Source organism: Roseiflexus castenholzii DSM 13941, assembly GCF_000017805.1.
GTDB lineage: Bacteria > Chloroflexota > Chloroflexia > Chloroflexales > Roseiflexaceae > Roseiflexus > Roseiflexus castenholzii.
Genome location: NC_009767.1, coordinates 1,954,709 through 1,978,065, shown reverse-complemented (window position 1 = coordinate 1,978,065; position 23,357 = coordinate 1,954,709). Strand labels below are relative to the sequence as shown.

The 23,357-nt window shown below is 60.0% G+C and carries 13 protein-coding genes and 1 CRISPR repeat array (1 of these 14 cut by a window edge); of the genes, 1 reads left to right on the top strand and 12 read right to left on the bottom strand.

The window, feature by feature from the left end:
* Nucleotides 1-2,511: direct repeats of the CRISPR family, unit length 37 nt; unit sequence ATTTCCGAATTTTCGGCTCGCAGAAGAGCACTGAAAC; it reaches 6,827 nt to the left of the window's first position.
* 289 nt (nt 2,512-2,800) lie between these two features.
* Nucleotides 2,801-5,635: a helicase C-terminal domain-containing protein gene (locus RCAS_RS07920; protein ID WP_012120066.1), complete on the top strand. Its 2,835-nt coding sequence runs from the start codon at nt 2,801-2,803 to the stop codon at nt 5,633-5,635.
* 49 nt (nt 5,636-5,684) lie between these two features.
* Here RCAS_RS07920 and bchI read toward each other — a convergent pair whose 3' ends face one another.
* The 12 genes from bchI to RCAS_RS07855 form a co-directional block, all read right to left on the bottom strand.
* Nucleotides 5,685-6,818, bottom strand: coding sequence for a magnesium chelatase ATPase subunit I (gene bchI / locus RCAS_RS07915; protein WP_012120065.1), 1,134 nt, complete (start codon nt 6,816-6,818; stop codon nt 5,685-5,687).
* A gap of 14 nt (nt 6,819-6,832) precedes the next feature.
* A complete protein-coding gene (locus tag RCAS_RS07910; RefSeq protein ID WP_012120064.1) occupies nt 6,833-8,134 on the bottom strand; it encodes a BCD family MFS transporter in 1,302 nt (433 codons plus the stop codon).
* 29 nt (nt 8,135-8,163) lie between these two features.
* The gene (locus RCAS_RS07905) at nt 8,164-12,057 is read right to left on the bottom strand and encodes a magnesium chelatase subunit H (RefSeq protein ID WP_269634020.1); all 3,894 of its coding nucleotides are present in this window, start codon (nt 12,055-12,057) and stop codon (nt 8,164-8,166) included.
* Nucleotides 12,058-12,097: 40 nt separating this feature from the next.
* A complete protein-coding gene (gene acsF / locus RCAS_RS07900; protein ID WP_012120062.1) occupies nt 12,098-13,213 on the bottom strand; it encodes a magnesium-protoporphyrin IX monomethyl ester (oxidative) cyclase in 1,116 nt (371 codons plus the stop codon).
* A gap of 49 nt (nt 13,214-13,262) precedes the next feature.
* On the bottom strand, nt 13,263-13,592 hold the full coding sequence (locus RCAS_RS07895) for a hypothetical protein (RefSeq protein WP_012120061.1): 330 nt from the start codon (nt 13,590-13,592) through the stop codon (nt 13,263-13,265).
* 228 nt (nt 13,593-13,820) lie between these two features.
* A complete protein-coding gene (bchM, locus tag RCAS_RS07890; RefSeq protein ID WP_012120060.1) occupies nt 13,821-14,534 on the bottom strand; it encodes a magnesium protoporphyrin IX methyltransferase in 714 nt (237 codons plus the stop codon).
* Nucleotides 14,525-15,346 (bottom strand): ferredoxin:protochlorophyllide reductase (ATP-dependent) iron-sulfur ATP-binding protein, encoded by an 822-nt coding sequence (gene bchL, locus RCAS_RS07885; RefSeq protein ID WP_012120059.1) that lies wholly within the window; start codon nt 15,344-15,346, stop codon nt 14,525-14,527. The genes bchM and bchL overlap by 10 nt, the downstream gene beginning before the upstream one ends.
* A gap of 20 nt (nt 15,347-15,366) precedes the next feature.
* Nucleotides 15,367-17,058, bottom strand: coding sequence for a ferredoxin:protochlorophyllide reductase (ATP-dependent) subunit B (locus RCAS_RS07880; protein WP_012120058.1), 1,692 nt, complete (start codon nt 17,056-17,058; stop codon nt 15,367-15,369).
* A gap of 614 nt (nt 17,059-17,672) precedes the next feature.
* Entirely contained in the window at nt 17,673-18,917 is a 1,245-nt protein-coding gene (gene bchN, locus RCAS_RS07870) for a ferredoxin:protochlorophyllide reductase (ATP-dependent) subunit N (protein ID WP_012120057.1), read from the bottom strand.
* Between the two features lie 157 nt (nt 18,918-19,074).
* A complete protein-coding gene (locus tag RCAS_RS07865) occupies nt 19,075-19,872 on the bottom strand; it encodes a class I SAM-dependent methyltransferase (protein ID WP_012120056.1) in 798 nt (265 codons plus the stop codon).
* A 15-nt stretch (nt 19,873-19,887) separates the two neighbouring features.
* Nucleotides 19,888-21,261, bottom strand: coding sequence for a BCD family MFS transporter (locus RCAS_RS07860; protein ID WP_012120055.1), 1,374 nt, complete (start codon nt 21,259-21,261; stop codon nt 19,888-19,890).
* A gap of 957 nt (nt 21,262-22,218) precedes the next feature.
* Nucleotides 22,219-23,244 carry a fatty acid desaturase family protein gene (locus tag RCAS_RS07855; protein ID WP_012120054.1) on the bottom strand — a complete coding sequence of 342 codons (1,026 nt, stop codon included), beginning with the start codon at nt 23,242-23,244 and terminating at the stop codon, nt 22,219-22,221.
* Nucleotides 23,245-23,357: the final 113 nt, after the last annotated feature.

Genomic DNA, 23,357 nt, shown 5'->3' with positions numbered 1-23,357 from the left:
CGCAGAAGAGCACTGAAACGCGTTCCACACGGTTGACGTCCGAGTTCGGCGTCTCATTTCCGAATTTTCGGCTCGCAGAAGAGCACTGAAACTTCGGCGTCCCTGGGTGCCCGCCGTCGTCGTCGTCCTTTTCCGAATTTTCGGCTCGCAGAAGAGCACTGAAACGTCTTCAATTGGTTCCCCTCTCATTGGAGTTCCCCGTTTTCCGAATTTTCGGCTCGCAGAAGAGCACTGAAACGGCGTTTGCGCAAAGGCGCCGGGCGATGGTCGGATGTTTTCCGAATTTTCGGCTCGCAGAAGAGCACTGAAACCTGTGCAACTGATAACGATACTTCCGCTCACGGAACGAATTTCCGAATTTTCGGCTCGCAGAAGAGCACTGAAACCTGGCGCTGAATCGGTCTGAATATACCAATCCCTACATTTCCGAATTTTCGGCTCGCAGAAGAGCACTGAAACTGCCAAACGCAGAGTTTGCCAACGCCACGATGCACGGATTTCCGAATTTTCGGCTCGCAGAAGAGCACTGAAACCTGGGGTTTTCGGTCGACGGCGGCTGCCGTCCTGAATTTCCGAATTTTCGGCTCGCAGAAGAGCACTGAAACTAAGACCGGGACGATGATGGATCCGCGGTATCAGGATTTCCGAATTTTCGGCTCGCAGAAGAGCACTGAAACGCAAGCAACATTGCGCGGCGACGAATCGTCCATGTCTATTTCCGAATTTTCGGCTCGCAGAAGAGCACTGAAACGATAAATCCTGTCTGGAAGCTGACCAGGGTAACCTGATTTCCGAATTTTCGGCTCGCAGAAGAGCACTGAAACCGATATTCGTGATGTGAATGCGATCTTGCCGGATCGATTTCCGAATTTTCGGCTCGCAGAAGAGCACTGAAACTCTTTTTCGGTCACTGGCGTGCTCTCTCTCGCGAAAATTTCCGAATTTTCGGCTCGCAGAAGAGCACTGAAACCAGGCAATGGTACTAGTTCAGAATAGTACCAGGGTATTTCCGAATTTTCGGCTCGCAGAAGAGCACTGAAACTCGCATCTGTCGCGGTTGCAGGCAATCCAGACGCAAGATTTCCGAATTTTCGGCTCGCAGAAGAGCACTGAAACATTCCACCGATATGGACGCATTCATCGTGGGTATAAATTTCCGAATTTTCGGCTCGCAGAAGAGCACTGAAACCTTCTTTGACGCGCAAGGGCGGTTCATCGGCATGGAATTTCCGAATTTTCGGCTCGCAGAAGAGCACTGAAACTCGTGATGGCGTTTCAAATGGCGCAGACGCAAACGATTTCCGAATTTTCGGCTCGCAGAAGAGCACTGAAACGTGGACAAGTCGGAGATGGGCTGTCGCCCGATGTATGATTTCCGAATTTTCGGCTCGCAGAAGAGCACTGAAACGAAACTCAATCAGCACGGGGTTGCTGGGTGCGGGGGTAATTTCCGAATTTTCGGCTCGCAGAAGAGCACTGAAACCTACGGTATGGAGATACAAGCGCACAAAAAGGTTTACATTTCCGAATTTTCGGCTCGCAGAAGAGCACTGAAACGCGACGATTGGCGAAGATGTAATTGCGCCAGTCGATTTCCGAATTTTCGGCTCGCAGAAGAGCACTGAAACTCATTGGTCTTACGCGTGAGCGTATTCGGCAAATCATTTCCGAATTTTCGGCTCGCAGAAGAGCACTGAAACTTCGACGTGAATGACCGTCGCGCCATTCTTGATTGGCATTTCCGAATTTTCGGCTCGCAGAAGAGCACTGAAACGACGCCGGTCCCTCGAATGAAGTCGTGCTCTTTGCGCGCAATTTCCGAATTTTCGGCTCGCAGAAGAGCACTGAAACTCGTGCGAGGTTCGGCGGGCGTCGGCGTCAAACTGGATTTCCGAATTTTCGGCTCGCAGAAGAGCACTGAAACCTATTCGCGGCGGGGGCGGCGACGCTCATACGCCGCATATTTCCGAATTTTCGGCTCGCAGAAGAGCACTGAAACTAAAGAACGTATTCAATGCGCTCAACAGTGCGCATCAAAATTTCCGAATTTTCGGCTCGCAGAAGAGCACTGAAACATAGGAGAAGATAAAGGTCGGCAATACCTGAAGTCGATTTCCGAATTTTCGGCTCGCAGAAGAGCACTGAAACCTCGTCACGGAAAACGGCGTCGCTCGCTCGGCGACGAAATTTCCGAATTTTCGGCTCGCAGAAGAGCACTGAAACTCCACGCACACATCCCGCGCACGGCGTAGATGGCGATTCCGAATTTTCGGCTCGCAGAAGAGCACTGAAACATCGAACGCGCGCGTAGTCCAGCATGCAGCAGCCGGGTTCCGAATTTTCGGCTCGCAGAAGAGCACTGAAACACGGCGGGCTAGTCGTGCTGCCGGCGGCGCTGCCGCGTTCCGAATTTTCGGCTCGCAGAAGAGCACTGAAACCCAGCGTGCGCTGGAGGCCGTCGTGCAGCCCGTGGCATTTCCGAATTTTCGGCTCGCAGAAGAGCACTGAAACCTCGCGCGGGTCCTTGCGGGCGACGGGCAGGGCGGGATTTCCGAGTCGGGGATGGGCGGCGATTTCCGACAGGCGCATCCCCACCCGTCGTTCCTTCCGCCCGATGGTTTACCACCTACGGTCGCGGTCGTCGTGTGATGGTGACGGACCGAATGCGCCCGTCGTTCCTTCCATCCAATGGTTTACCACCGCGCGACGGCGGGGATCGGGACGCCGCGCCCCGCCTGCACTGCTCAACACCGTGCTATAATGTCTCCTTAGTCGGTGCAGCGGCAGGCAGGGGCGAGCAATGGATCAAATCTATGTAGCAATCGATGTCGAAACCACCGGTCTCGAGGCGGGAGTCGATGAAATTATCGAAATTGCAGCGGTCAAGTTTCGCACCGGTGAGGTGATCGAAACGTTCGACACCCTCGTGCAACCGCGTCATTCTCTGCCCCTTAATTCCAGCCGTCTGACGGGCATCACCGCTGAGATGCTTGCCGGTGCGCCGCGCTTTTCGGAGGTCGCGCCGCGCTTCGCTGCGTTCCTCAAGAACTATCCGCTCGTCGGGCACAATGTCCGCTTCGATATCAATATGCTTCAGGCGCAGGGTATGCGCCTGCCGCAACCGGCGTTCGACACCTTTGAACTGGCGACGCTCCTGATGCCGCGCACACCCGCCTATCGCCTCAGCGCACTGGCGGAAACGCTTGGCATCGTTCACGATGAGGCGCATCGCGCCCTTAGCGACGCCGATGTGACCCGGCAGGTCTTTCTGCATCTGCTCCGGCGTATCGATGCTCTCAGCCTGAACGACCTGAATGAGATTGTGCGCCTGACATCGCGTGTCGATTGGACGCTGCGACCGCTCTTCGAAGCAGCGCAGCGCGCCAAGGCTCTGCGCGTCTTTGTGGACGAAACGCCGATCAGCGACACTGATTCGCGGGAGTCAGACGAGAAACTGACACCGCTCAAACCAACCGGGAATGACCGCCCAATCGACCTGGCGGAAATCCGGTGGTTCTTCAGCCCTGCCGGTGCGCTTGGGCGCGCTTTCGAGGGGTATGAGCAGCGCAATCAGCAGGTGCGGATGTCCGAAGCGGTCGCCGACACCCTTAATCAGGGCGGGACGCTGATCGCCGAAGCCGGCACCGGCACCGGCAAAGGTCTGGCGTATCTGGTTCCGGCGGCGCTACACGCCGCGCGCCGCGGCGAGCGCGTCGTCATTTCGACCAATACGATCAATTTGCAGGATCAACTCTTCTTCAAGGATATTCCGGCGCTTCAGAGGGTGATGTCCAACGGCGTGGACGACAAACCGCCGTTTACTGCGGCGTTGCTCAAGGGGCGCAGCAATTATTTGTGCCTCAAACGGTACCACGATCTGCGCCGTGATCGCGATCAGCGGCTGATGTCGGACGATGTGCGCGCGCTGCTCAAGGTGCAGTTGTGGCTGCATGCGACCGAGAGCGGCGACCGCGCGGAATTGCCGCTTCAGGAAGGTGAACATGCGACATGGAGCAAATTGAGCGCCGCCTGGGATCAGTGCACCGGTCCGCGGTGCAGTGAGTTCCATCGTTGCTTCTTCTTCAAGGCGCGCCGGCAGGCGGAGGCCGCGCACCTGGTGATTGTCAATCACGCGCTTCTCGTGGCAGACCTCGCAGCCGAAAATGATGTCATTCCGCCCTATGATTATCTCATTATCGACGAGGCACATAATCTGGAAGATGTCGCCACCGATCAGTTGAGTTTCAATGTTGATCGGGAAGGGCTGCTTGCGTTCCTCGATGATATTTTTGTCGAAGACCAGGCGCAGATCGTCGGCGGGTTGCTGAGCGAACTGCCGAACCATTTCCGCGAAAGCATGGTTACCCGGATCGATATTGACCGCGCCGACACGATCACGGCGGCGCTGCGTCCGGCGGTGGCGCGCGCGCGCGATGCGGTCTACGGGTGCTTCAACACGTTGATCGCGTTCGTCCGACGCGATGCCGAACTGTCGGCTGCCGATGCACGCCTGCGCATCTCCAGCGCGCTGCGCCGCAAACCGGCTTGGGCAGAGGTCGAACGCGCCTGGGACATGCTCAACAACGCGCTTACCGCCATCGGTGAGGGATTGGGACAACTGGAAACGCTCCTGATCGACCTGAAGGACGCCGAATTGCCGGAGTATGATGCGCTGATGCTGCGGGTGCAGACGCTCAAGCGGTATGCGACCGAGGTGCGCATTAATATCGGGCATATTCTGACCGGCGGCGCTGAGGAAAAAGTCACCTGGCTGACCCACGACCGTCTGCGTGACACGTTGACCCTTTCCGCTGCACCCCTCTCCGTTGCCGAGATTTTGCGCACCAACCTGTTCGAGCGCAAAAGCGCTACAGTACTGACCTCGGCGACGCTGTCGGTCGGCGGCGATTTCCGCTTCGTCCGCGAGCGCATCGGCCTGGATGAAGCCGAAGAACTGGCGCTCGAATCGCCGTTCGATTACACCCGTCAGGCGCTCCTCTATATTCCGAACGATATTCCTGAGCCGTCACATCCGGGGTATCAGCGCGCAATGGAGCAGGCGATCATCGACCTGGCGCGTGCGACGAACGGGCGCATGCTGGTGTTGTTTACTGCCATCAATGCGCTGCGGCAGACGTATCGCGCCATTCAGGAACCGCTGGAAGACGCCGGGATTGCCGTGCTCGGTCAGGGGATCGACGGCTCGCGCCGCAGTCTGCTCGAACGCTTCAAGGAGTTTCCCGGCACCGTGCTGCTCGGCACATCAAGTTTCTGGGAAGGGGTCGATGTGGTCGGCGATGCGCTCTCGGTGCTGGTGATCGCCAAACTCCCCTTCAGCGTGCCGACCGACCCGATCTTCGCCGCGCGGTCGGAGCAGTTCGACGATGCGTTCAATCAGTACGCCGTTCCACAGTCGATCCTGCGCTTCAAGCAGGGGTTCGGGCGCCTGATCCGCTCAAAGGACGACCGCGGTATCGTGGCAGTGCTCGACCGCCGCCTCCTGACGAAAAAATATGGGCAGACGTTTCTCGACTCATTGCCGCACACCACCGTGCGCAGTGGTCCGTTGCAGCGCCTTCCCGACCTGGCAAAGCGTTTCCTGGCTGCGACGAATGGTATGTCGGGGACGGCGTAGGGGCGTATCGAGGGAGGACGCGGCGGGTCTGAAACCCGCCCTGCGCTCCTCACGCGCGCGCTGCGGCGCCGATCGTTTCAGCAACGGCGCGTTCGATCCGCGCATCGTCGCCGGATGTTTCGAGCGGGTCTTTGCGCAATCGGTGCCGCAGCGACAGCGTCGCAACCCGCGCAATGTCGGACGGCTGTGCGCTCTCGCGCCCCTCGAACGCGGCAAGCGCCACCGCAGCACGCGCCAGTGTCAGTTCGCCACGGTGCCCGTCGATATTCAACGCCACACACAACCGCGCCGCAGCATACAATGCCTCGTCGGTCAACTCAACCGAGGGAAGACGCTTCTGCGCCATGCGGATGCGGCGCTGCAACCGTTGCTGCTCCCGCTCCCACTGCTGCGCAAAGGCTACCGGGTCGGCATCGAAGGCGCGTCGACGTTTGACGATCTCGACGCGCTCTGCCACATCGTCGATCGTGGTGATGCGCGCATGCAGCCCAAACCGGTCGAGCAACTGTGGGCGCAGGTCGCCTTCTTCGGGGTTGCCGCTGCCCACGAGCACGAATCGCGCCGGATGACGCACCGAGATGCCCTCGCGCTCAACGACGTTGACGCCGCTCTGCGCGACGTCGAGCAGCAGATCGACCAGATGATCTTCGAGCAGGTTCACTTCGTCGATGTAGAGAAAGCCACGATTGGCGCGCGCCAGCAACCCTGGCGCAAATGTCTGCACTCCTTCGACCAATGCGCGCTCAATGTCGAGCGCGCCGACTACCCGATCTTCGGTAGCGCCGAGCGGCAGATCGACCACCGGTACCGGGCGCAGAACCGATGGCGGGCGTTTTGCGCTGGCGCGCCGTTTCTCCTGCCCGTTCTTCGCGGCGTCCTGGTCGGGTGCAGCGCAGTGTGGACAGATCGACGACGGCGCGGCGGGATCGCAACCGTAGGGGCACCCGGCAACGGCGCGCTGCGGCGGGAGCAACGCTGCCAGTGCTCGCACCGCCGTGCTCTTCGCCGTTCCGCGATGTCCCATAACCATCACGCCGCCAATCGTTGGATCGATCACACAGAGAAGCAACGCGAGTTTCAGTTCTGCCTGACCGACAATCGCAGTAAATGGATAGACCGGCAGCGTTGTGACGCCGCTGTCGGTCGTCTTGCCATTCTGAGTTTCAACAGAGGTCGTCGTCATAACACCTCAGATAATCAGGCGTCGCCAGAGAGCGCAACCAGTTCGGTCAGCGACGGCTGGCGGCTGCGGAAGGCGGTTACGTCGATGCGCTGTAATAATACCAGAGAAATGCCTAACAGTAACGCCTCGATCAGGAACACGCTGACATAACCGCTGACGGCGCTTCCGCTCATGTGCGCAATCACATCGCGCATGACGCCGCCAAGGAGCGTGCCCACCCCGCGTGCCAATGCATCCGCTACGCCCCACGCACCGATAAACAATCCGACCTGTTCAGCCGTCGTCATGTCGAGCATGAGCGCCAGGTTGGTGGTTGTGGCAATGCCGGTACCAAAGCCAAGCAGCACGATGCCGGGAAGGAACATGGCTTCGATAGCGAGCATGCCGCTGAGGGCAATCAGCAGAAAGCCGGTCGCGGCAATCGAGCCGCCGATCATCGCGCCGCGCTTCTTGCTCATCCAGCGGCTGAGCACAGCGCCATACAGCAGCAGCGCCGAGAGTGTTGCGCCGCCCCACATTGCGGTCAATTGGGTGGTTTCCTTGACATTCATTCCGAACGCCTGTGCGCCAAATGGCTCCAGCAGCACATCCTGACCCAGGATCGCCGCCAGCATCATGATCAGGTAGACGAAAAAGATGCGCGCCTGTGGATTGTCGAGTACGGCGCGAATAGCCGCCACCTGTCCGGCGCGACTCTGCTGCACAGCAATAGGTTCGCGCCGCGGTTCGAGACCGATCAACCCCACGAGCGCCAATGCCAGCGCCACGCCGCCAGTCTCCAGAAAGACGGTAAAGAGGCGCTCTTCACTGTACGGCTCCAGCGCGCGCCCGACGACAATCGCAGTCACAATGACGCTGGCAATCATCATGAACCACATGATCGCCACTGTGCGTGAACGCTGCTGCTCGGTAGACATATCGCTGGCGAGCGCCAGGTATGCGACGACCGCCAGGTTATACCCGACACCCCACATCCCGAAGAGCAGAATCGCCAGTGGTACACCGATCAGCGGATCACGCACCAGCGCCAGGGCTGCGTGCGGCGCCAGCGCTGCGCCGGCCAGCGCGAGCAGCGTGCCCAACGCGATATACGGTGTGCGCCGGTACCCAAACATCGGATGGGTATCGGAATATTGCCCGATCCAGACCTGCGCTGGCGAGAGGATATACGGCAGCACCACCAGCACAGCGACAACGCTCGCCAGAATGCCGAGATCGTGGATCATAATCCGGTTCAGCACGCTATTGATCAGCACGAAGGTCATAGCAATCGCCACGTGCAGCAACCCCAGGCGAATGTTCTTGATCAGCGTCATCGTGCGCTCCTTTCCTGAACCGCGAACGTTCAACGTTCGACGGCGACTCCTTCCAGTCGATCCTCAAGGTCCGCATAAATCGCTTGCAACGCATCGAGCGTCGCTTCGTCCGCCTGCCAGAAGCCACGGCTGTGCGCTTCGAGCAACCTGCCGGCGATGGCAGTGGCGGCATGGGGGTTGAGGCGCGCCAGACGCTCGCGCATCGTTTCGTCGAGCATGAATGTTTCGGCAACTCCCTGATACACCCACCCTTCGACGGCATCTGCCGTGGCGCTCCAGCCATAGGTGTTGCCAACGCGCGCTTCGATCTCGTGCACTCCCTGATAGCCATGCGCCAGCATCGCCTCGAACCATTTTGGATTCAACAGTTTGGCGCGGGTCTCGATGCGCACCTGCTGCTCCAGGGTGCTGATGCGCTCACCGGTCGTTGCCAGCGCCTCGGCGACAAATACGCGCGGTCGGCTGCCACGCAGTTTCTCGACACTCTTCGTCACACCGCCGAGGTATTCGTAGTAGTGGTCGATGTCGCTGATCCCGATCTCGAAACTATCGACATTCTGGAAGGTTGCATCGACCGTCGCCAGCGCCCGCTCCAACACAGCGCGCGCGTCACGCCATTCGCCATGCGCGCCGGGGGCGAAACTCTTCCGCGACACAAAGGCTTCGCTCATTTCCGCGTCGCTGTTCCATGTGCTGCTTTCGACCAGATGGTTGACATTCGCACCGTAGCTGCCCGGCGCATTCGAGAAGACGCGCGTGGCGGCTTCGTCGAGGCTGATGCCCAGTTCGACAGCATGCGCCAGTGCGTGTTTGCGCACATAGTTCCACTCCGGCGGCTCATCGGCGTGCGCCGCCAGCCGTGCGGCTTTACTCAACAACTGCATCTGATGGCTGAACAGATCGCGGAAGATGCCGCTGACGGTCATCACTGCGTCGATGCGCGGTCTGCCAAGTTCCGCCAGCGGAATGAGCGCCACGTCGCTGATGTTGCCGAGTTCATCAGCGACCGGACGCGCGCCCATGAGCGCCAGCGCCTGCGCAATGCCTTCGCCGTCGCTCTTCAGGTTATCCGTCCCCCACAGCACGATGGCGACACTCTCCGGCATGCGACCCTGCTCGCGGCACAGGCGCGCCAGAAGATCGGACACCAGGCGTTCGCCGGTCGCCTGCGCAACGGCGGTTGGAACGCGGTAGGGATCGAGACCATGAATGTTGCGTCCGGTCGGAACAACCGCCGGGTTGCGCACCACATCGTTGCCCGGCGACGGCGGGATGTAGCCGCCATCGAGCGCGTGCAGCAGATTGCGCAGTTCGTGGTCGTGCATCATGCGGTCGAGCAGTTCTTCCAGGTAGATGCGGAACCGGCGCAAGACGCCGACCGAAACCGATGCGCGCTGCAATAGCGTCTGCTCAAACGTCACTCCGGGCACAGGCGAAGAAAACGCACGATTGCGGTACTCGTCCACCAGCGCGCGCATGGCGTCGCGCACCAGCGCATCGATCTGCTGAAAGACCTCCTGTGCCTGCGGGTCGTGACCCAACGCCGCCTGAAGCCGACCGTAATCGTATCCCATTGCTGCGGCAACCAGATGGGTCAGCGGCTGCTCGACGCCTGACGGACAGGCGAATGCCGCAACCAGCGCCAGCACGTCGGTCAATTCGGCGGGATTGGGTTCTTTATCGAGCACGTGCAACCCGACCGGGATCATGCGCTGTTCGATCTGCAACAGTTCGTGCGCCAGCGCCGCGACATACGCCTCGTCATTTTTTATGTCAACCAACTCACTGCCAATACCCAACTGTTCCGCCTGCGCCCGAATATCGTCCAGCATACCCGACTGCGGACGCGCGCGGTAGGCGTCGAGGGAATCCTTCAGGCGGCGCAGCCCTTTGTACAACCCTGCCTGTTGCAGCGGCGGAACCATGTAACTCACCAGCGTCGCCGCGCTGCGCCGTTTGGCGATCGTTCCCTCGCTCGGATTGTTGACGCTGTAGTAGTAGATATTCGGCAACGGACCGAGCAATCGCGCGGGCCAGCACTGTGCGCTGAGTCCGGACTGTTTCCCTGGCATAAACTCCAGCGCGCCGTGGGTGCCGAAGTGCAGCACCGCATGCGCGCCGAACACGTGCGCCACCCAGGTATAGAACGCTGCAAAGCCGTGGTGCGGCGCGGCATCCTTCGCCATCAGCAAGCGCATCGGGTCGCGCTCGTACCCGAAGGAGGGTTGCAATCCGACGAATACATTGCCGAACACGTGACCACAGATGAAAAAGTCGCGTCCATCGGTCAGCAACTCGCCCGGAGCGGCGCCCCAGAATGGCTCAATGGCAGTGTACGCAGGGAAGAGACGCCGGTAATCGTTGATGCTCAGACGTGCAGCAACGCTGCCGGGCGTGCCGAAGAGATCGGCATTGTGCTGCACCACCAGGTGGCGCAGTTCTTCCGGCGACGCCGGGACCTCGACCGTGTACCCGGCGTCGCACAGGGCGCAGAGCAGGCGATGCACCGAGGCAAAGACATCGAGGTAGGCGGCAGTGCCGGCATTGCCAAGGGTTGGCGGGAAGTTGAACAGCACAATCGCCAGTTTCCTGGTGCGAGGCGGGGTACGCCGCAGCGCCACGTGCCGCGCGATGCGTTCGGCTGCCAGTTCGATCTGTTCGGGAAGCGGCACGAAGCGATCACTGTCAACCGTCGGTCCGCCAAACACGAGCGGATCAATCGCGCCATCGAGTTCGGGCAGCGCCACATTCATCGCCACCTGAATGGGAGTCAACCCGCTGTCATCGCGGCGCCACTCCTCGACACGCTGAAACGAAAGCGGAATGAACCCCAGGTAGCGGGTATCGAGGTCGCGCAGCGCGGCGACCGCCTCATCGGGCTGGCTCGCCGCCATGCCGCCGACGAGCGCAAAACCCACGCCATTGACCAGCGCATCAATCCTTGCCCGTCGGGGATGCGGTCCGGCATTGCCGCTGCCGAACCAGTGCATACGCGACTCGCGTTCCAGGAAGAAACGCTCGATTGCAGGGCGAAAATCGAGACCGGCAGCGTATGCCATGCGCACGTCGAGACCACGCTGCTCCAGCGCGCGATAGAGGGCGTGGAGGTGCGCCATGTTGCCGCTCAACGCCACTGTGCGCAACGTCAGCAGTCCGACAGCGCCCTGGCGTGGTTCGTTCTTGCGGCGTTTCGCGCGCTGCGCCAGCCACTTCTCGTACTCGCGTTCGTCGGCGAACGGTTCTGGCGCATCGGGATGCAATAGCGCCACATCAGGATACTCGATTGGCGGCAGTACCTTCAGGCGACCCTGATAACCGGGAACGTACCGTTCGATCAGCATCACCAGCATGCGCCGCAGATTCTCCGGTGAACTGTGCATCCAGTACTGATGGACAGCGACATAGGTTGCCAGATCGCGCGCCTTGCCGGGAATGTGTTGCAAAACGCGCCCCAGATTACGCATGAGCGCCAGTTGCCGTTGCCCTTCGCCACGCCCGTTTTTGGGGCGGAACTTGTGCATCCAGCGACTCAGGAGCGACGCTTCCTGTTCCTCCACCTTCTTCCGCAGATCGAAGCGCCCAAGGCGTGTCGTGCGGATCAGCGCCGGATTGCTCGTAATGATGCAGACCGGCGCCGTCGCCTGCGCCAGAATCGGCTCCAGCGGACGGACAAAGTCTTCACCGAAGAGCATGGAGCCAAACACAAAATCGCTCGCCGCCACATCATCAGTCAGGCGTTGCCAATCGGCGGCAGTTCGAAGCGCATTTGTGTCGTAGCACGCTAGACTCAGTGCAATCCCCTCGTCGCGGTGCAGCAACCCGGCGCCCTCGCGTAGCGCCGCAAAATGGTTACCGTCCATAGTCAGAAAGACGAAGCGCATGGCAGAGTCCTTATGGGTGAGAGGTTCGGGGTGAGAGGTGATACGATGAGCGACGCCCAATCCGCCCCTGAACCCTGGCGATTTATGCTGATATGACCCGTTCGTTGAGTGATGCGTCCTGTTTCCAGCCCGGACCGGGATAGTTCGGGAAGCCTTCGAGACCCTTCCAACGATTGGCATCGGTGGTCGGCGCCGGCGGCAGGCGATAGGTCGCCAGGAGGCGCGCAGCAATCCCGGCGCCCAGACGCGCCCGTTGCACCTGCGCGATCGGATCGTTTCGTCCTTCGAGCGCACGGATCTGAGCATCGTAGCGCACACAGGCGTCGAGATGGCGGAAGAAGCGCGGATCGTCCACCGGCAGAGTCACCGGGAACACTTGCGTGGCGATATGGTTCGTCAGCCGGATCACGCGCTGATCGTAGTCGCGCCAGTTCAGTCCAAGCGCCTCGTAGAACCCGGCGCGGCGCGCGTCATTCAGGTACATCGTGGCGTACACCGCCAGCAGGAAGAATCGGATCCAGCGCAGGTTGCCGCCGCGCAACAGATCAGGCTGACTGCGCATCAAGAGCGAGAAGAACTCGCCATGCCGATATTCATCGTTGCACCACTTCTCGAACCATTTGAAGATCGGATGGATCATGCCCTGCGGATGGTGCTGCAAATGGCGATAAATTGTGATATACCGGGCATAGCCGATCTTCTCGGAGAGATAGACGCTATAGAAAATGAATTTCGGCTGAAAATACGTGTACTTCTTGCGCGTGTGAAGCACCTGAAGATTCATCTCGACGCCCAGATCCGCCATGGTTTTGTTGAGAAAACCGGCATGACGCCCTTCATCACGGCTCATACAGCGAAAGATCGCCCTGAGCGTCGGATCGTGCAGGTGTTTCACCATCTCGGCATAGAGCAGACACCCGCTGAATTCGGCGGTGCAACTACGCTCGAGGAACTCGATGAACAGATCGCGGGCTGGCATATCGTCGAAGTTTGCCAGAAACTCCTCGTTGCGCACAAAATGCTTCTTGTTGTAATCGAACTCGAATTCGTTGCGAATCCAATCGAACTCATCACGCATGTGCGCCACATTCAGACGATCAATTGCGCGGAAATCGGTTGTGTAGAAGCGCGGGTTGAGGATCGCCTCGCGCAGCGCATGGCGTGTCGTCGGACTGTACTCGCCGGGCATGTTGATCATTGGTGTAGCCCCCTTTCATCTGCATTGCGCCGGACCACAGATGTCGCAACTACGGATGCTCGACCAGTTCGTTGATCTCGACCAGGCTGCTGCGCTTCACGAGTTCGCGGCGCAGGCTGCTCGCTTTTGTCAGGCGAATCCGGCTCGAATAGGTCATTTCGCCATTCGTCTGCCCATGCGTCTGCGGCACGGTCAGAATTTCGAGCGTGTCGCCCGGCTCGATTTCCATGCCGGGAGGAAGATCAACGTGCAGGTGGAAGTGTTCGTGCTCGCTCTGGAGGTACACCACTCCCTCGCCTTCCATAACCTTCTCACGGCGGTACCAGAGCCACAGTCCTCCGGCAATGAGCGCAGGCAAAGCAAGGAGTAGTCGCTTCATATGACCTCTTTTCTGTAGTTCATATTCGTTACTACAGGCACAACGAATAATTATCTTGTCCGACAAGACCGTTGCGGTCGAGACACTTCGGGAAAGACGACCGTTCAATCATCACCATTCCCGCGTAACCTCCAATTTCCGGCAGAGACGTGATTGGACCTTACCCGTTCCTCTTGCCGCTTATCTCGCGCATGTCAGGAGTGGACGCGCCGGCGACGCGCCCCTCTGTCAACCCCTCACACCACGCGCCTCAACGAGATTCACATGGTAGAAACCGCTGCGGATCGGTTCGATTCGACCGACGCGCAATCCGTGACCGGCAACCAGGCGACGCACATCGTTCTCGCGGATCATCTGAATCTCGGTTCGCCGATGGGCGCGCGGGAAGAAGCCGCCGATCCAGTGCATTGCCGCGAGGAACGGTTCATACGGCGCATAGGTAAAAAGCAACATGCCGCGGGCACGCTGCGCCAGATGTCTGAGCAACTGATCAAACGCCGGTTGGGGATAGTGGATCAGCACATCGAAGCACGCCACCACGTCAAAAACGCCGGCAACATCCTCGATATCGCCGGCTGTGAACGTGATCCGCTGCGCCACCCCTGCCGTCTGCGCCCGTTCGGCGGCTGCGGCAACCATCTGTGGCGCAATATCGACCGCAGTGACGTTGATGCCGTGCTGCGCCAGCATAATGCTGAAGAGACCCGTGCCGCACCCGGCGTCGAGCGCGCTCAGACTCGACGGCGCGCGCCCTGTTGCGCCGATCCATTCCAGCAACCAGGTCTCGGCACGCGCCAGCATGCGGGCATGCCCGACACGGATCGTGCGCCGGATGCGCGACACCTCCGCATCGCCATAGATCGCACTCCAGCGCCGGAAGCCGTCACGGTCAAAATAGTCGCGCAAGGTATTTTTATGTCGAGTAATATCAATCATCGCCATCCGCCGATCACATTGAAGATCTCACGGTCACCCATTGGCTTCGGCACCGTCGAGCGTGGACGGTTCAGCAAATACTCTGCCATTTCCAGAAACGGCGTGGTGCATTCCTCTTTGCCGGGACCTTCCATCTCGAAGAGAGTTTTGCCCATCAACCGCGAGCGGCGGATAAGATCGTGGTATGGCACTCGCCCAATAATCTGAGTACCGACGGTTTCGGCAAACTGTTCCAGGAGCGTCGTGCCACCGCCTAATTCATAATCCACCCGATTGGCGATGATGCCCGCCAGTTCGACGCGGTAGCGGGCGCTCTTCTGCTTGATTGCCAGGCACAGACGGTTGGCGGCGAAGATGCTATCGAAGTCGTTGCAGGCGATAATAACGCCGTAATCGGCATAGTTCAGCGGCGCCGAAAATCCGCCGCACACCACATCGCCCAGCACATCGAAAACGATCACGTCGTATTTGTCGTACAGACCGAACTCGTGCAGCAGTTTGACCGTTTCTCCGACGACATAGCCGCCGCAGCCGCTGCCAGCCGGTGGACCACCCGACTCGAGCGTGTCCACGCCGGCGAATCCGGTATGCACCACATCCTCGACCGAGACCTCTTCGTGATGGAAGTCAACCTCGGTCAGCACATCAATGACGGTTGGCTGGAGCATACCGGTGAGCGCAAAAGTACTGTCGTGCTTCGGATCACAGCCGATCTGCAAAACTTTCGCCCCCTTCAGCGCCAGCGCCGCCGAAAGATTCGAACTTGTGGTGCTCTTGCCGATGCCGCCTTTGCCGTAGATGGCAAGTGTGAGACTCATACGCTTCCTCCGCCATCGTTTCAACCGCCAAGCGCCTCTTTCGCTTCCACCAGTATCTCGGCGGTTATCGTTGCATACCCGTGTTGCGCTGCGTACCGTTCGACATTCTTCTGCACCCGTCCTCGCACGAAAAACGGCACCTTCTTGAGCATCGCCTGCGCCTCCGGCGCCCAGACCGGCGTGACGAGCCGGGGTGATGCTGTGACCGTCTGAGCAGCGAGAGTGCTCGACGAACCGGCAACGCCACCGTTCGAATCCGCGTGGGCAATCACCGGCGCTCCGGTTCCTGGTTCACCAGTTTCCACCTTCTGGTTCCCGAATTCCGCTTCTCGGCGCTCAGTTCTCGGTTCCTCGTACTCCAGCCCGGCATCACCAAACATGTCGATCAGATGTTTCTCCATGCCCAGTGTCGCCGTGGTGTAGACAGTATCCGCCAGCACATCGGCGCCATCAAAGCCAAGCACCGGTCGGTAACTCAGAAGATGATTTTCGATATGCGTCGGCGGGGCAATGACCATGCACGGAAGGTCGAGTTTGCGGCAGGCGTGGCGTTCCATCTGGGTGCCACAGACCAGTTCGGGCGTGAGATCGGCGATACGCCGCGCGACATCCTGAAACACCTCGGTCACCAGAAACGAAGTGTCTATCGATCCGGTCTCGTCGGCGGGCAGGTAGTCCTGAAGTTCCCCACGCACCCAGTCCGCTTCGTGCTCCAGATAGGTCCCCGCCCCAACGATCTGCATGCCCAGTTCATCGCGCAGGAACTTCACCATACCGACGGTATGAGTGGCATCGCCAAAGACGAAGGCGCGCTTCATGCTGTAACTTTCCATATCGGCAGTGCGCGCAAACCAGGGGACCGAACTCGGCGCACTCATGCCATCGAGCGAGAAGGCAGTCAACGGCGGCAGGCGCAACGGGTTTGTCAGGCGCTGCAACCGCTCACCGGCATCGTTGAGGGTCTCGACCAGACGCCGTAGCCAGCGCAGGGTCGGTTGCACGCCGATAGGCGAATCGGTGAGCGCCGGAACGCCAAACTGCTCGTCGAGCCAGCGCGCGGCGTTTTGTCCCAGTTCGCGGTAGGGCGCGATCGTTGCCCAGGCTGCCGGAAGGCGCTCCAGGTCGCGGATCGATGCGCCAAGGGGCGCGACGACATTCACCTGCACGCCGAGGGTCGCCAGCATCCGCCGCAGGCAGATCAGATCGCTGCGATTGTGGAAGCCGAGCGATGCCGGACCGAGAATATTGACGCTTGGGACTGCCGTCGGCGGTTGAGAACGGGCAAAGCGTTGTGTCAGAAGAGTGAACAACCCGTCGGCGGAGCGAACTTCCTGCATACGATAGGGATTGGCATCGTACACCAGCGTCTCGGCGCGCGTTCCGGCGCTATGCGCCATCCGCTCCAGGTCCTCCTGCAAGAGGATGGTCGAGCAACTGGCGCAGACGATAATCAGATCCGGTTGCACCTGCGCATCGACCTGCCGGAGCGTTTCGGGCAATCGCACGGTTCCCTGCGCCAGGTCGCGCCCGCTGACGATGCTGGTCGTCATGCGCGGAAAGTCGGGGGTGCGCTCCAGCATCGTGAAGATCGGATTGACGTAGTCGTCGCCCTGCGGCGCATGAAAGACCGCATGCACCCCGCGCATACTGTTGGCGATCCGTCCGACACCGTGATGGGCAGTGCCCTGATACATCCAGAGAGCCAGTCGCATAGTGGTTTCCTGATCAGGAGTTAGGGATTAGGAGTTAGGAGTTAGAGGTTACGAGAACCAAGAACCGAGAACCACCTGGACTTCCCACTCACACCTTCCCCTTCTTGACTTGCTAACCTTCCCACATTACCGTCTGCAACGTTCAACGCGCCAACCTCTCGCCTCTCGCCTCTCGCCTCTCGCCTCTCGCCTCTCGCCTCTCGCCTCTCGCCTCTCGCCTCTCGCCTCTCGCCTCTCGCCTCTCGCCTCTCGCCTCTCGCCTCTCGCTTCTCGCCTCTCGCCTCTCGCTTCTCGCCTCTCGCCTCTCGCCTCTCGCCTCTCGCCTGCCACCGCACCCCCAAGACAACCACGCCGCCGGTGAGGTTCGCTGGCAGCGACGCATCTCCGGCAAAGACCTCAAGGGTTGGCACGTCCTTCCCCTCAGACCTTTGAGGTCGGGCGGCGTCTCCGGCGTGGGCGCGAACCGTTCCACCACTGACGTTCCCGGCGGCGCCTCACCCCTGGCGCAGACCTCAAAGGTCGAGGCGTCCTTCCCACGTAGAGCGCCATTTACCCCCAAAGGAGAGATATACCCCCTGGCGCAGACCTCAAAGGTCGAGGCGTCCTTCCCACGTTTACCCCGGCATCAACCCCGCCACCCACAGCGGATCGTCCATAAGCGGGTCGAGTTGCGCATGGCGTTTGAGCGGTCGGGTGAACATGCCGGCGAGCGTTGCAGCGCCGCTCCAGCCCTGGATCGGCATAAAACTGAACTCGGTGCTCCACTTCGCCACCACGCCATGCCCCACGAGCGGGTTGGTTGTCGCCAGGGTGCTGATCACCAGATCGGGACGCAACGCTCGGATGTCGCGCAACTGCCGGTCGAAGTTGGGTTGCTCGACGACGCGCACCCCGTCGAGCGCCGCCAGTTCACGCGCATGGAACTTACGATTGATGTACGGGCTGCTACATTCGAGAATGATGCATCCCGCGTTCCTGAGAAACCGCGCCAGCGGCAATTCCATCAGGTTATCCGCTGTGAAGAACACCTTCTTGCCGCGCAGTATCTCGAGGTGCGGCTCGAGGCGCTCCCACGCTTGCCGCTCGCGCTCGCTCAGATCAACCGCTTTGCCCATCGCAGCGGCGAGATCCTCCCAGAATGCGCGCGTTCCGTCGGGACCGAACGGGAAGAGCGAGGTCATCACCGTCGCGCCGCGTTCACGCGCCAGACGACCGGCAACCTTCGCCAGGTATGGTTGCAGCGGCGCGACCACCGTGCCCGGACCAATCGGCGGCAAGTCGCGGAAATGGCTTTCGGGCAGAAACCCGGCGACCGGAATGCCGAGGCGCGCGGCTTCCGTGTGGAAATCATCGGCAATTGCGTCGTTGACCGAGCCAAGGAACACCACCCGCCGGTCATCGGCAGGCGCGACCGGACAAAATGGGAGCAACGCCTGCAACACCGAGTCCTCCGCCTGGCTGAAGGTATAATCGAGACCGCTGGCAGGCACGAAGAGCACCGGCAGATTGGGGCGACTGACCGCGCGCGCCAGACCGTCGAACTCAACTTTCATCACCTCCGGCGTGCAGGAAGAGAGCAGGAAAATGACCGACGGATGGTGATCGGCGACGATCTCATCGATAATGGCGTTCAACTCCGGCTGCTGCTTCGACAGATCCGCCTCCTCGATCAGCGCCACGCCAAAGCGCGGACGGGCGAACACCATGACGCCGAGCACGTTCTGGAGCAGATGAGCGCAGGTGTGCGTGCCGAGCACCAGAAAGAAGCTATCCTTAATCTTCTGGTACAGCCAGCCCACGCACGTCAACCCACAGAAACTATGGTATGCGCCGTCTTCCCGAATGACTGTCGCTGACATGGCATTGCCTTGCTTAGGGGTTACGAGAACCGAGAACCGAGAACTGAGAACCAACCCGTCTTCCCCGCCCGCCTTCTCCTGCTTGCCTCTTGCCCGGCTAACCTTCCTATGTCCTATGGTCTGCAACGGATACCATTGTTCAACGAGGACTCAAGGGTCAGGGGCGTTCAGCGCCGAATCGCGCTGCCTGAAGCACAAACCGTCGCTCGACCATTTCGGTCCGGTTCAGATCGTCGTAGACGCTCGCCGCCCATGCGCGCAGCCGTTCGAGCGCCGCGCTCAGGGTCGCATCATCGAGCACCCAGGTTTCGGCATCCGAGCGTGACTCCATCTCCTCAAGCACCTGTGCCGGGCTGATCGGCGCTACCCAGGCAGCCGCCACCATCTCAGGTTCAACCGTTGCGCCAAGTTTCACCAGCGCCTGCCCGACTGCGGCGCCCGCGCCCGGCGGACGCGAGCCAGGCAACAGGTCCATCAACGTTTCCCGCAGTTTGCTGCGTAGGCGACCGACGCAACTCTGCGGATCGCGCCAGTCGCGCCCCTGAATAAAGACCCCGCCAGGGCGGAGGACCCGCAGCGCCTCGGCGAGCACGCCGCGCCAATCGCGCGCCAGATGGAGCACATGCACAGCCAGCGTTGCATCGAACACCGCATCGGCAAACGGAAGACGCTCGATATCGCCCTGCAACAACCGGAGCGCGCCGCCGCCTTCTTTTGCGCGAGCCGTGTGTAGCATTTCGGCGGAAATATCGATCCCGACAACCCGGCAACCGGCTGTGGCAACGGGCAGAGCGATGCGACCGGTGCCAACGCCAAGTTCCAGCACATGAGCGTTGTTCCCCACAAGCGCCGCAATCGCCCTGCCGATCTGCTCCGCGACTTCCGGCGGATGACCGCGCACCTGATCATACGCACCGGCAATGGCATCGAACCGAATGGGAAGAACCTCGGTCACCTGCAACACCTCAAATCAAGCGACCGCGCCCGCTTCCATGGCGCGCGTAATGTCGGCGCGCGTCAAACCACGGAAGGCTTCGACGCTGACGCCGGACAGCAGCGCAATGCCGACAATCATCAGCACTGCTTCCAGACCGAAGATCACGCCATACCCCAGCGTCTGGCTAAGCGCCTGCGCCTCGATCAGCACCGTGTGGAGCGCACCTGCCAGAATATTCGCCGTTGCCGTGCCGAATGCCTGCGCCATGCCCCACATGCCCATGTACAGACCCGTGGCGCCTTCGACGGTCATATCCATCATCAGCGACAGCGCACCGACGTTGTACAGCCCGGTGCTGACGCCCATCAGCATAATTGCCGGATTGAGCAACGCGCGCTGTTCGGTAAGCGCACAGACCGCCAGCAATCCGAGACCAAAGGCGGTGCCGACGCCGCCGATCAGCGCGATCAGTTTCTTGCCGATCGGGAAGATGGCGCTGAGCAGACCCATGATCAGCATACCGCCGAGCACACCGCCGCCCCACGTTTGCGTAAATGTCGTCGTCTCCTTCAAGGTCATGTGGAAGACCTCAGCGCCAAAGACCTCCAGGATCGAGTCTTGCAGGAAGATACCGATGATCGAAAGGAACACAAACCCGAAGAACGCGCGCACCTGCGGGTTCTGGCGCAGCAGACCGAACGCTGCGCTCAGCGGGTTGCCCGGAGGCGCAGCAGCGCGTGCGCGTTCGAGGGCGACCGCCAGTTCCTGGCGGCTCAGACGCCTTTCGATACCGAGCACGCCGAGCAGCGTCGCACCGATCACCACCAGCGGCGTCAGATTGTAGAGCGCCTGCATCGACTCAGGCGTATACGCTGGCATGCGCGCCTTGATGACCGTTGCAGCGATAATCGTGCTCATGATGGTGAATGTCCAGACCACCGCAATCACGCCGCCGCGCGTCTTTGGGTTGGTCACCTCGGCAATCAGCGCATGGTGGCAGTCGCCCATGGCTGCAATACTGATGCCAAAGATAATGAGAAGCGCATACCCGGCGACAATCGCCAGCACCGACCCTTCACCCATCGCCAGTGCAACCGATGGCAATGCCAGGAACACCAGGCTGGCAACCGTTGCGCCGAGGAGCAGGTACGGCGTGCGGCGCAGCCCGAAGACCGGATGATTGTCGGCGATGCGCCCCCAGACCACCTGGAATGGCGACAGGAAATGGTGCAGGCCGATCATCGTTGTCACGATGACGGCCATAACCCCCAGTTCAACGATCGACACGCGATTGAAGTTGCTGGTGAGCAGGGCAAACATCCAGCCAACGCCCAGTTTTGGCAGCGCCAGACGCAACACCTTCAGCGCGCCCAGCAAGAACCGACCGATTGTGCGCAGCAGATTCATACGTCGCCTCCCTAAAAATGTGCTTACCTGTTCACAACGCCGTGTCGCTGCAAACATCACCGTTTGCGCCAATAGAGTTGATATTCGACAACTGTGTAGTAATATCTCTGAACTACGAAAACGGGATAAAAATCAACAGAAAGAAGCACATGCTGCGTGTTATTGCTCTACGCAGTGCATCACGGCAGAAGCTGTAGTTCAGAGTTCGTAGTATTACTATAGCACAGGCGATTCCAGTTTCAACACTATTTTCACTACACATCGCTTACATCTTCGCTGCGCAATCGCTCGAAATGATCGGCAGACATTTCATTCAATCTGCAAGATATGTTCAAAAACTGTGCAAATCAGAGACAAGAGGCAAGAGGGGAGAGGAGCAAAGGGTGCAGGTTGCGCGTGGAAAGGTCAAAAACGTCCCCGACTTTTGAGGTTTGCGCGGGGAACCAGGTTCGACCGTTGAACGTCACCTACCAATGACCTGTGACCATCCGGCATGGTCACCCCGAGCAGCGCGAGGGGTCGTGCGCGAGCCGCGCAGATTCCGCGCTGCGTTTACCCTGAGCGAAGCGAAGGGCTCGGAATGACACGCATGCGGCATCGTCAATCGTCATTGGTAACCGATGGAAAGGCGCGCGCCCGACCTCAAAGGTCGGGGAGGAAGGTCCATTGAACGTCCCCGACTTTTGAGGTTTGCGCGGGGAACCAAGTTCGACTGTTGAACGTCACCTACCAATGACCTGTGACCATCCGGCATGGTCACCCCGAGCAGCGCGAGGGGTCGTGCGCGAGCCGCGCAGATTCCGCGCTGCGTTTACCCTGAGCGAAGCGAAGGGCTCGGAATGACACGCATGCGGCATCGTCAATCGTCATTGGTAACCGATGGAAAGGCGCGCGCCCGACCTCAAAGGTCGGGGAGGAAGGTCCGTTGAACGTCCCCGACCTTTGAGGTCTGCACCCCTACACCGATGACGAAACCGCTTTCGGCGCGCGCAGCGACGCACCGATTTCGTGGAGATAGCCCAGGATTTCGCGGTACGACTGGATCATCGACGTTTCGTGGTACGAAATGCCGTGCCCGGCGCAGAACTCCTTGACGATCATGCTCGCTTCGCGCAGCCGGTGCATCGGCAGCGACGGGAACAAATGATGCTCGATCTGATAGTTCAGACCGCCGTACCAAAAGTCGGTAATCGGATGCCCGCTGACATTGCGCGCCGTCAGCACTTGCAGGCGCAAAAAGTCGATCTGCGTATTGTCATCGACAATCAGCATCCCTTTGTGATTGGGCGCAAAGACCGACCCCAGGTACACGCCAAAGAACGCCTGACTGATCAGAATGAACCCGATCCCTGCCACCGGTCCCAGCGCAAGAATCGGCAACGTCGGATACCAGACCAGGTTGAGCGCCATCATCGCAATCTCGATGCCGCGCCGCCGCGACTCAGGACTCAGCACAAAGCGATAACTGACCTCGCGCAGCGCGTATCCCTGCAATGTGAGCAGCGGAAAGAAAAGAAACGCCTGATGCTTCACCATCCAGCGCCAGATGCCGCGACGCGACTCCGCCTGCTCCGGCGTGAACGCCACCACCGGCACGTCCAGGTCGGGGTCCATTCCATCGTGGTTCGGATGCGCATGGTGCGCATTGTGCTTGCCGGTCCACCATTCGGCGCTCAATCCCAGCAGCAGGTTGCCCAGAAAGATGCCAACCACATCGTTCCAACCGACTTTGTGAAAAATCTGCCGATGGCAGGCGCTATGTGACGTAAACCCGATCTGTGCCAGGACAAATCCCATGAAAATTGCGTTCAACGCCTGAATCCAGAGATTATCGACCAAAAACAGGATAATGATGCTGGCTACGAGCATACCGACCTTGAGCGCAATGACGCCAATGAAAAACCAGGGTTGCTTATCGAGCAGACCGCGTTCCTTGATGAGTTTCTTGAGTGCGATGTACTCTGCGTTGCTGACTGAAGACACGATGCTATTCCTCGTAGAACTTCGTTCGCTGACGTGACGCTTCCCGCTGAAGCGCGCAGTGCCGCCAGAGAACCTTTTTTCTTGTTTCTTCCACTATAGCGCACGTCTGAGGA

What these genes read in the sequence shown, in the direction of transcription:
- acsF (WP_012120062.1), bottom strand. Translation starts at nt 13,213, where the DNA reads ATGATCAACATGCCCGGCGAGTACAGTCCGACGACACGCCATGCGCTG.
- bchM (WP_012120060.1), bottom strand. Translation starts at nt 14,534, where the DNA reads ATGGCGATGATTGATATTACTCGACATAAAAATACCTTGCGCGACTAT.
- bchI (WP_012120065.1), bottom strand. Translation starts at nt 6,818, where the DNA reads ATGACGACGACCTCTGTTGAAACTCAGAATGGCAAGACGACCGACAGC.
- RCAS_RS07860 (WP_012120055.1), bottom strand. Translation starts at nt 21,261, where the DNA reads ATGAATCTGCTGCGCACAATCGGTCGGTTCTTGCTGGGCGCGCTGAAG.
- RCAS_RS07920 (WP_012120066.1), top strand. Translation starts at nt 2,801, where the DNA reads ATGGATCAAATCTATGTAGCAATCGATGTCGAAACCACCGGTCTCGAG.
- bchN (WP_012120057.1), bottom strand. Translation starts at nt 18,917, where the DNA reads ATGTCAGCGACAGTCATTCGGGAAGACGGCGCATACCATAGTTTCTGT.
- bchL (WP_012120059.1), bottom strand. Translation starts at nt 15,346, where the DNA reads ATGAGTCTCACACTTGCCATCTACGGCAAAGGCGGCATCGGCAAGAGC.
- RCAS_RS07880 (WP_012120058.1), bottom strand. Translation starts at nt 17,058, where the DNA reads ATGCGACTGGCTCTCTGGATGTATCAGGGCACTGCCCATCACGGTGTC.
- RCAS_RS07910 (WP_012120064.1), bottom strand. Translation starts at nt 8,134, where the DNA reads ATGACGCTGATCAAGAACATTCGCCTGGGGTTGCTGCACGTGGCGATT.
- RCAS_RS07895 (WP_012120061.1), bottom strand. Translation starts at nt 13,592, where the DNA reads ATGAAGCGACTACTCCTTGCTTTGCCTGCGCTCATTGCCGGAGGACTG.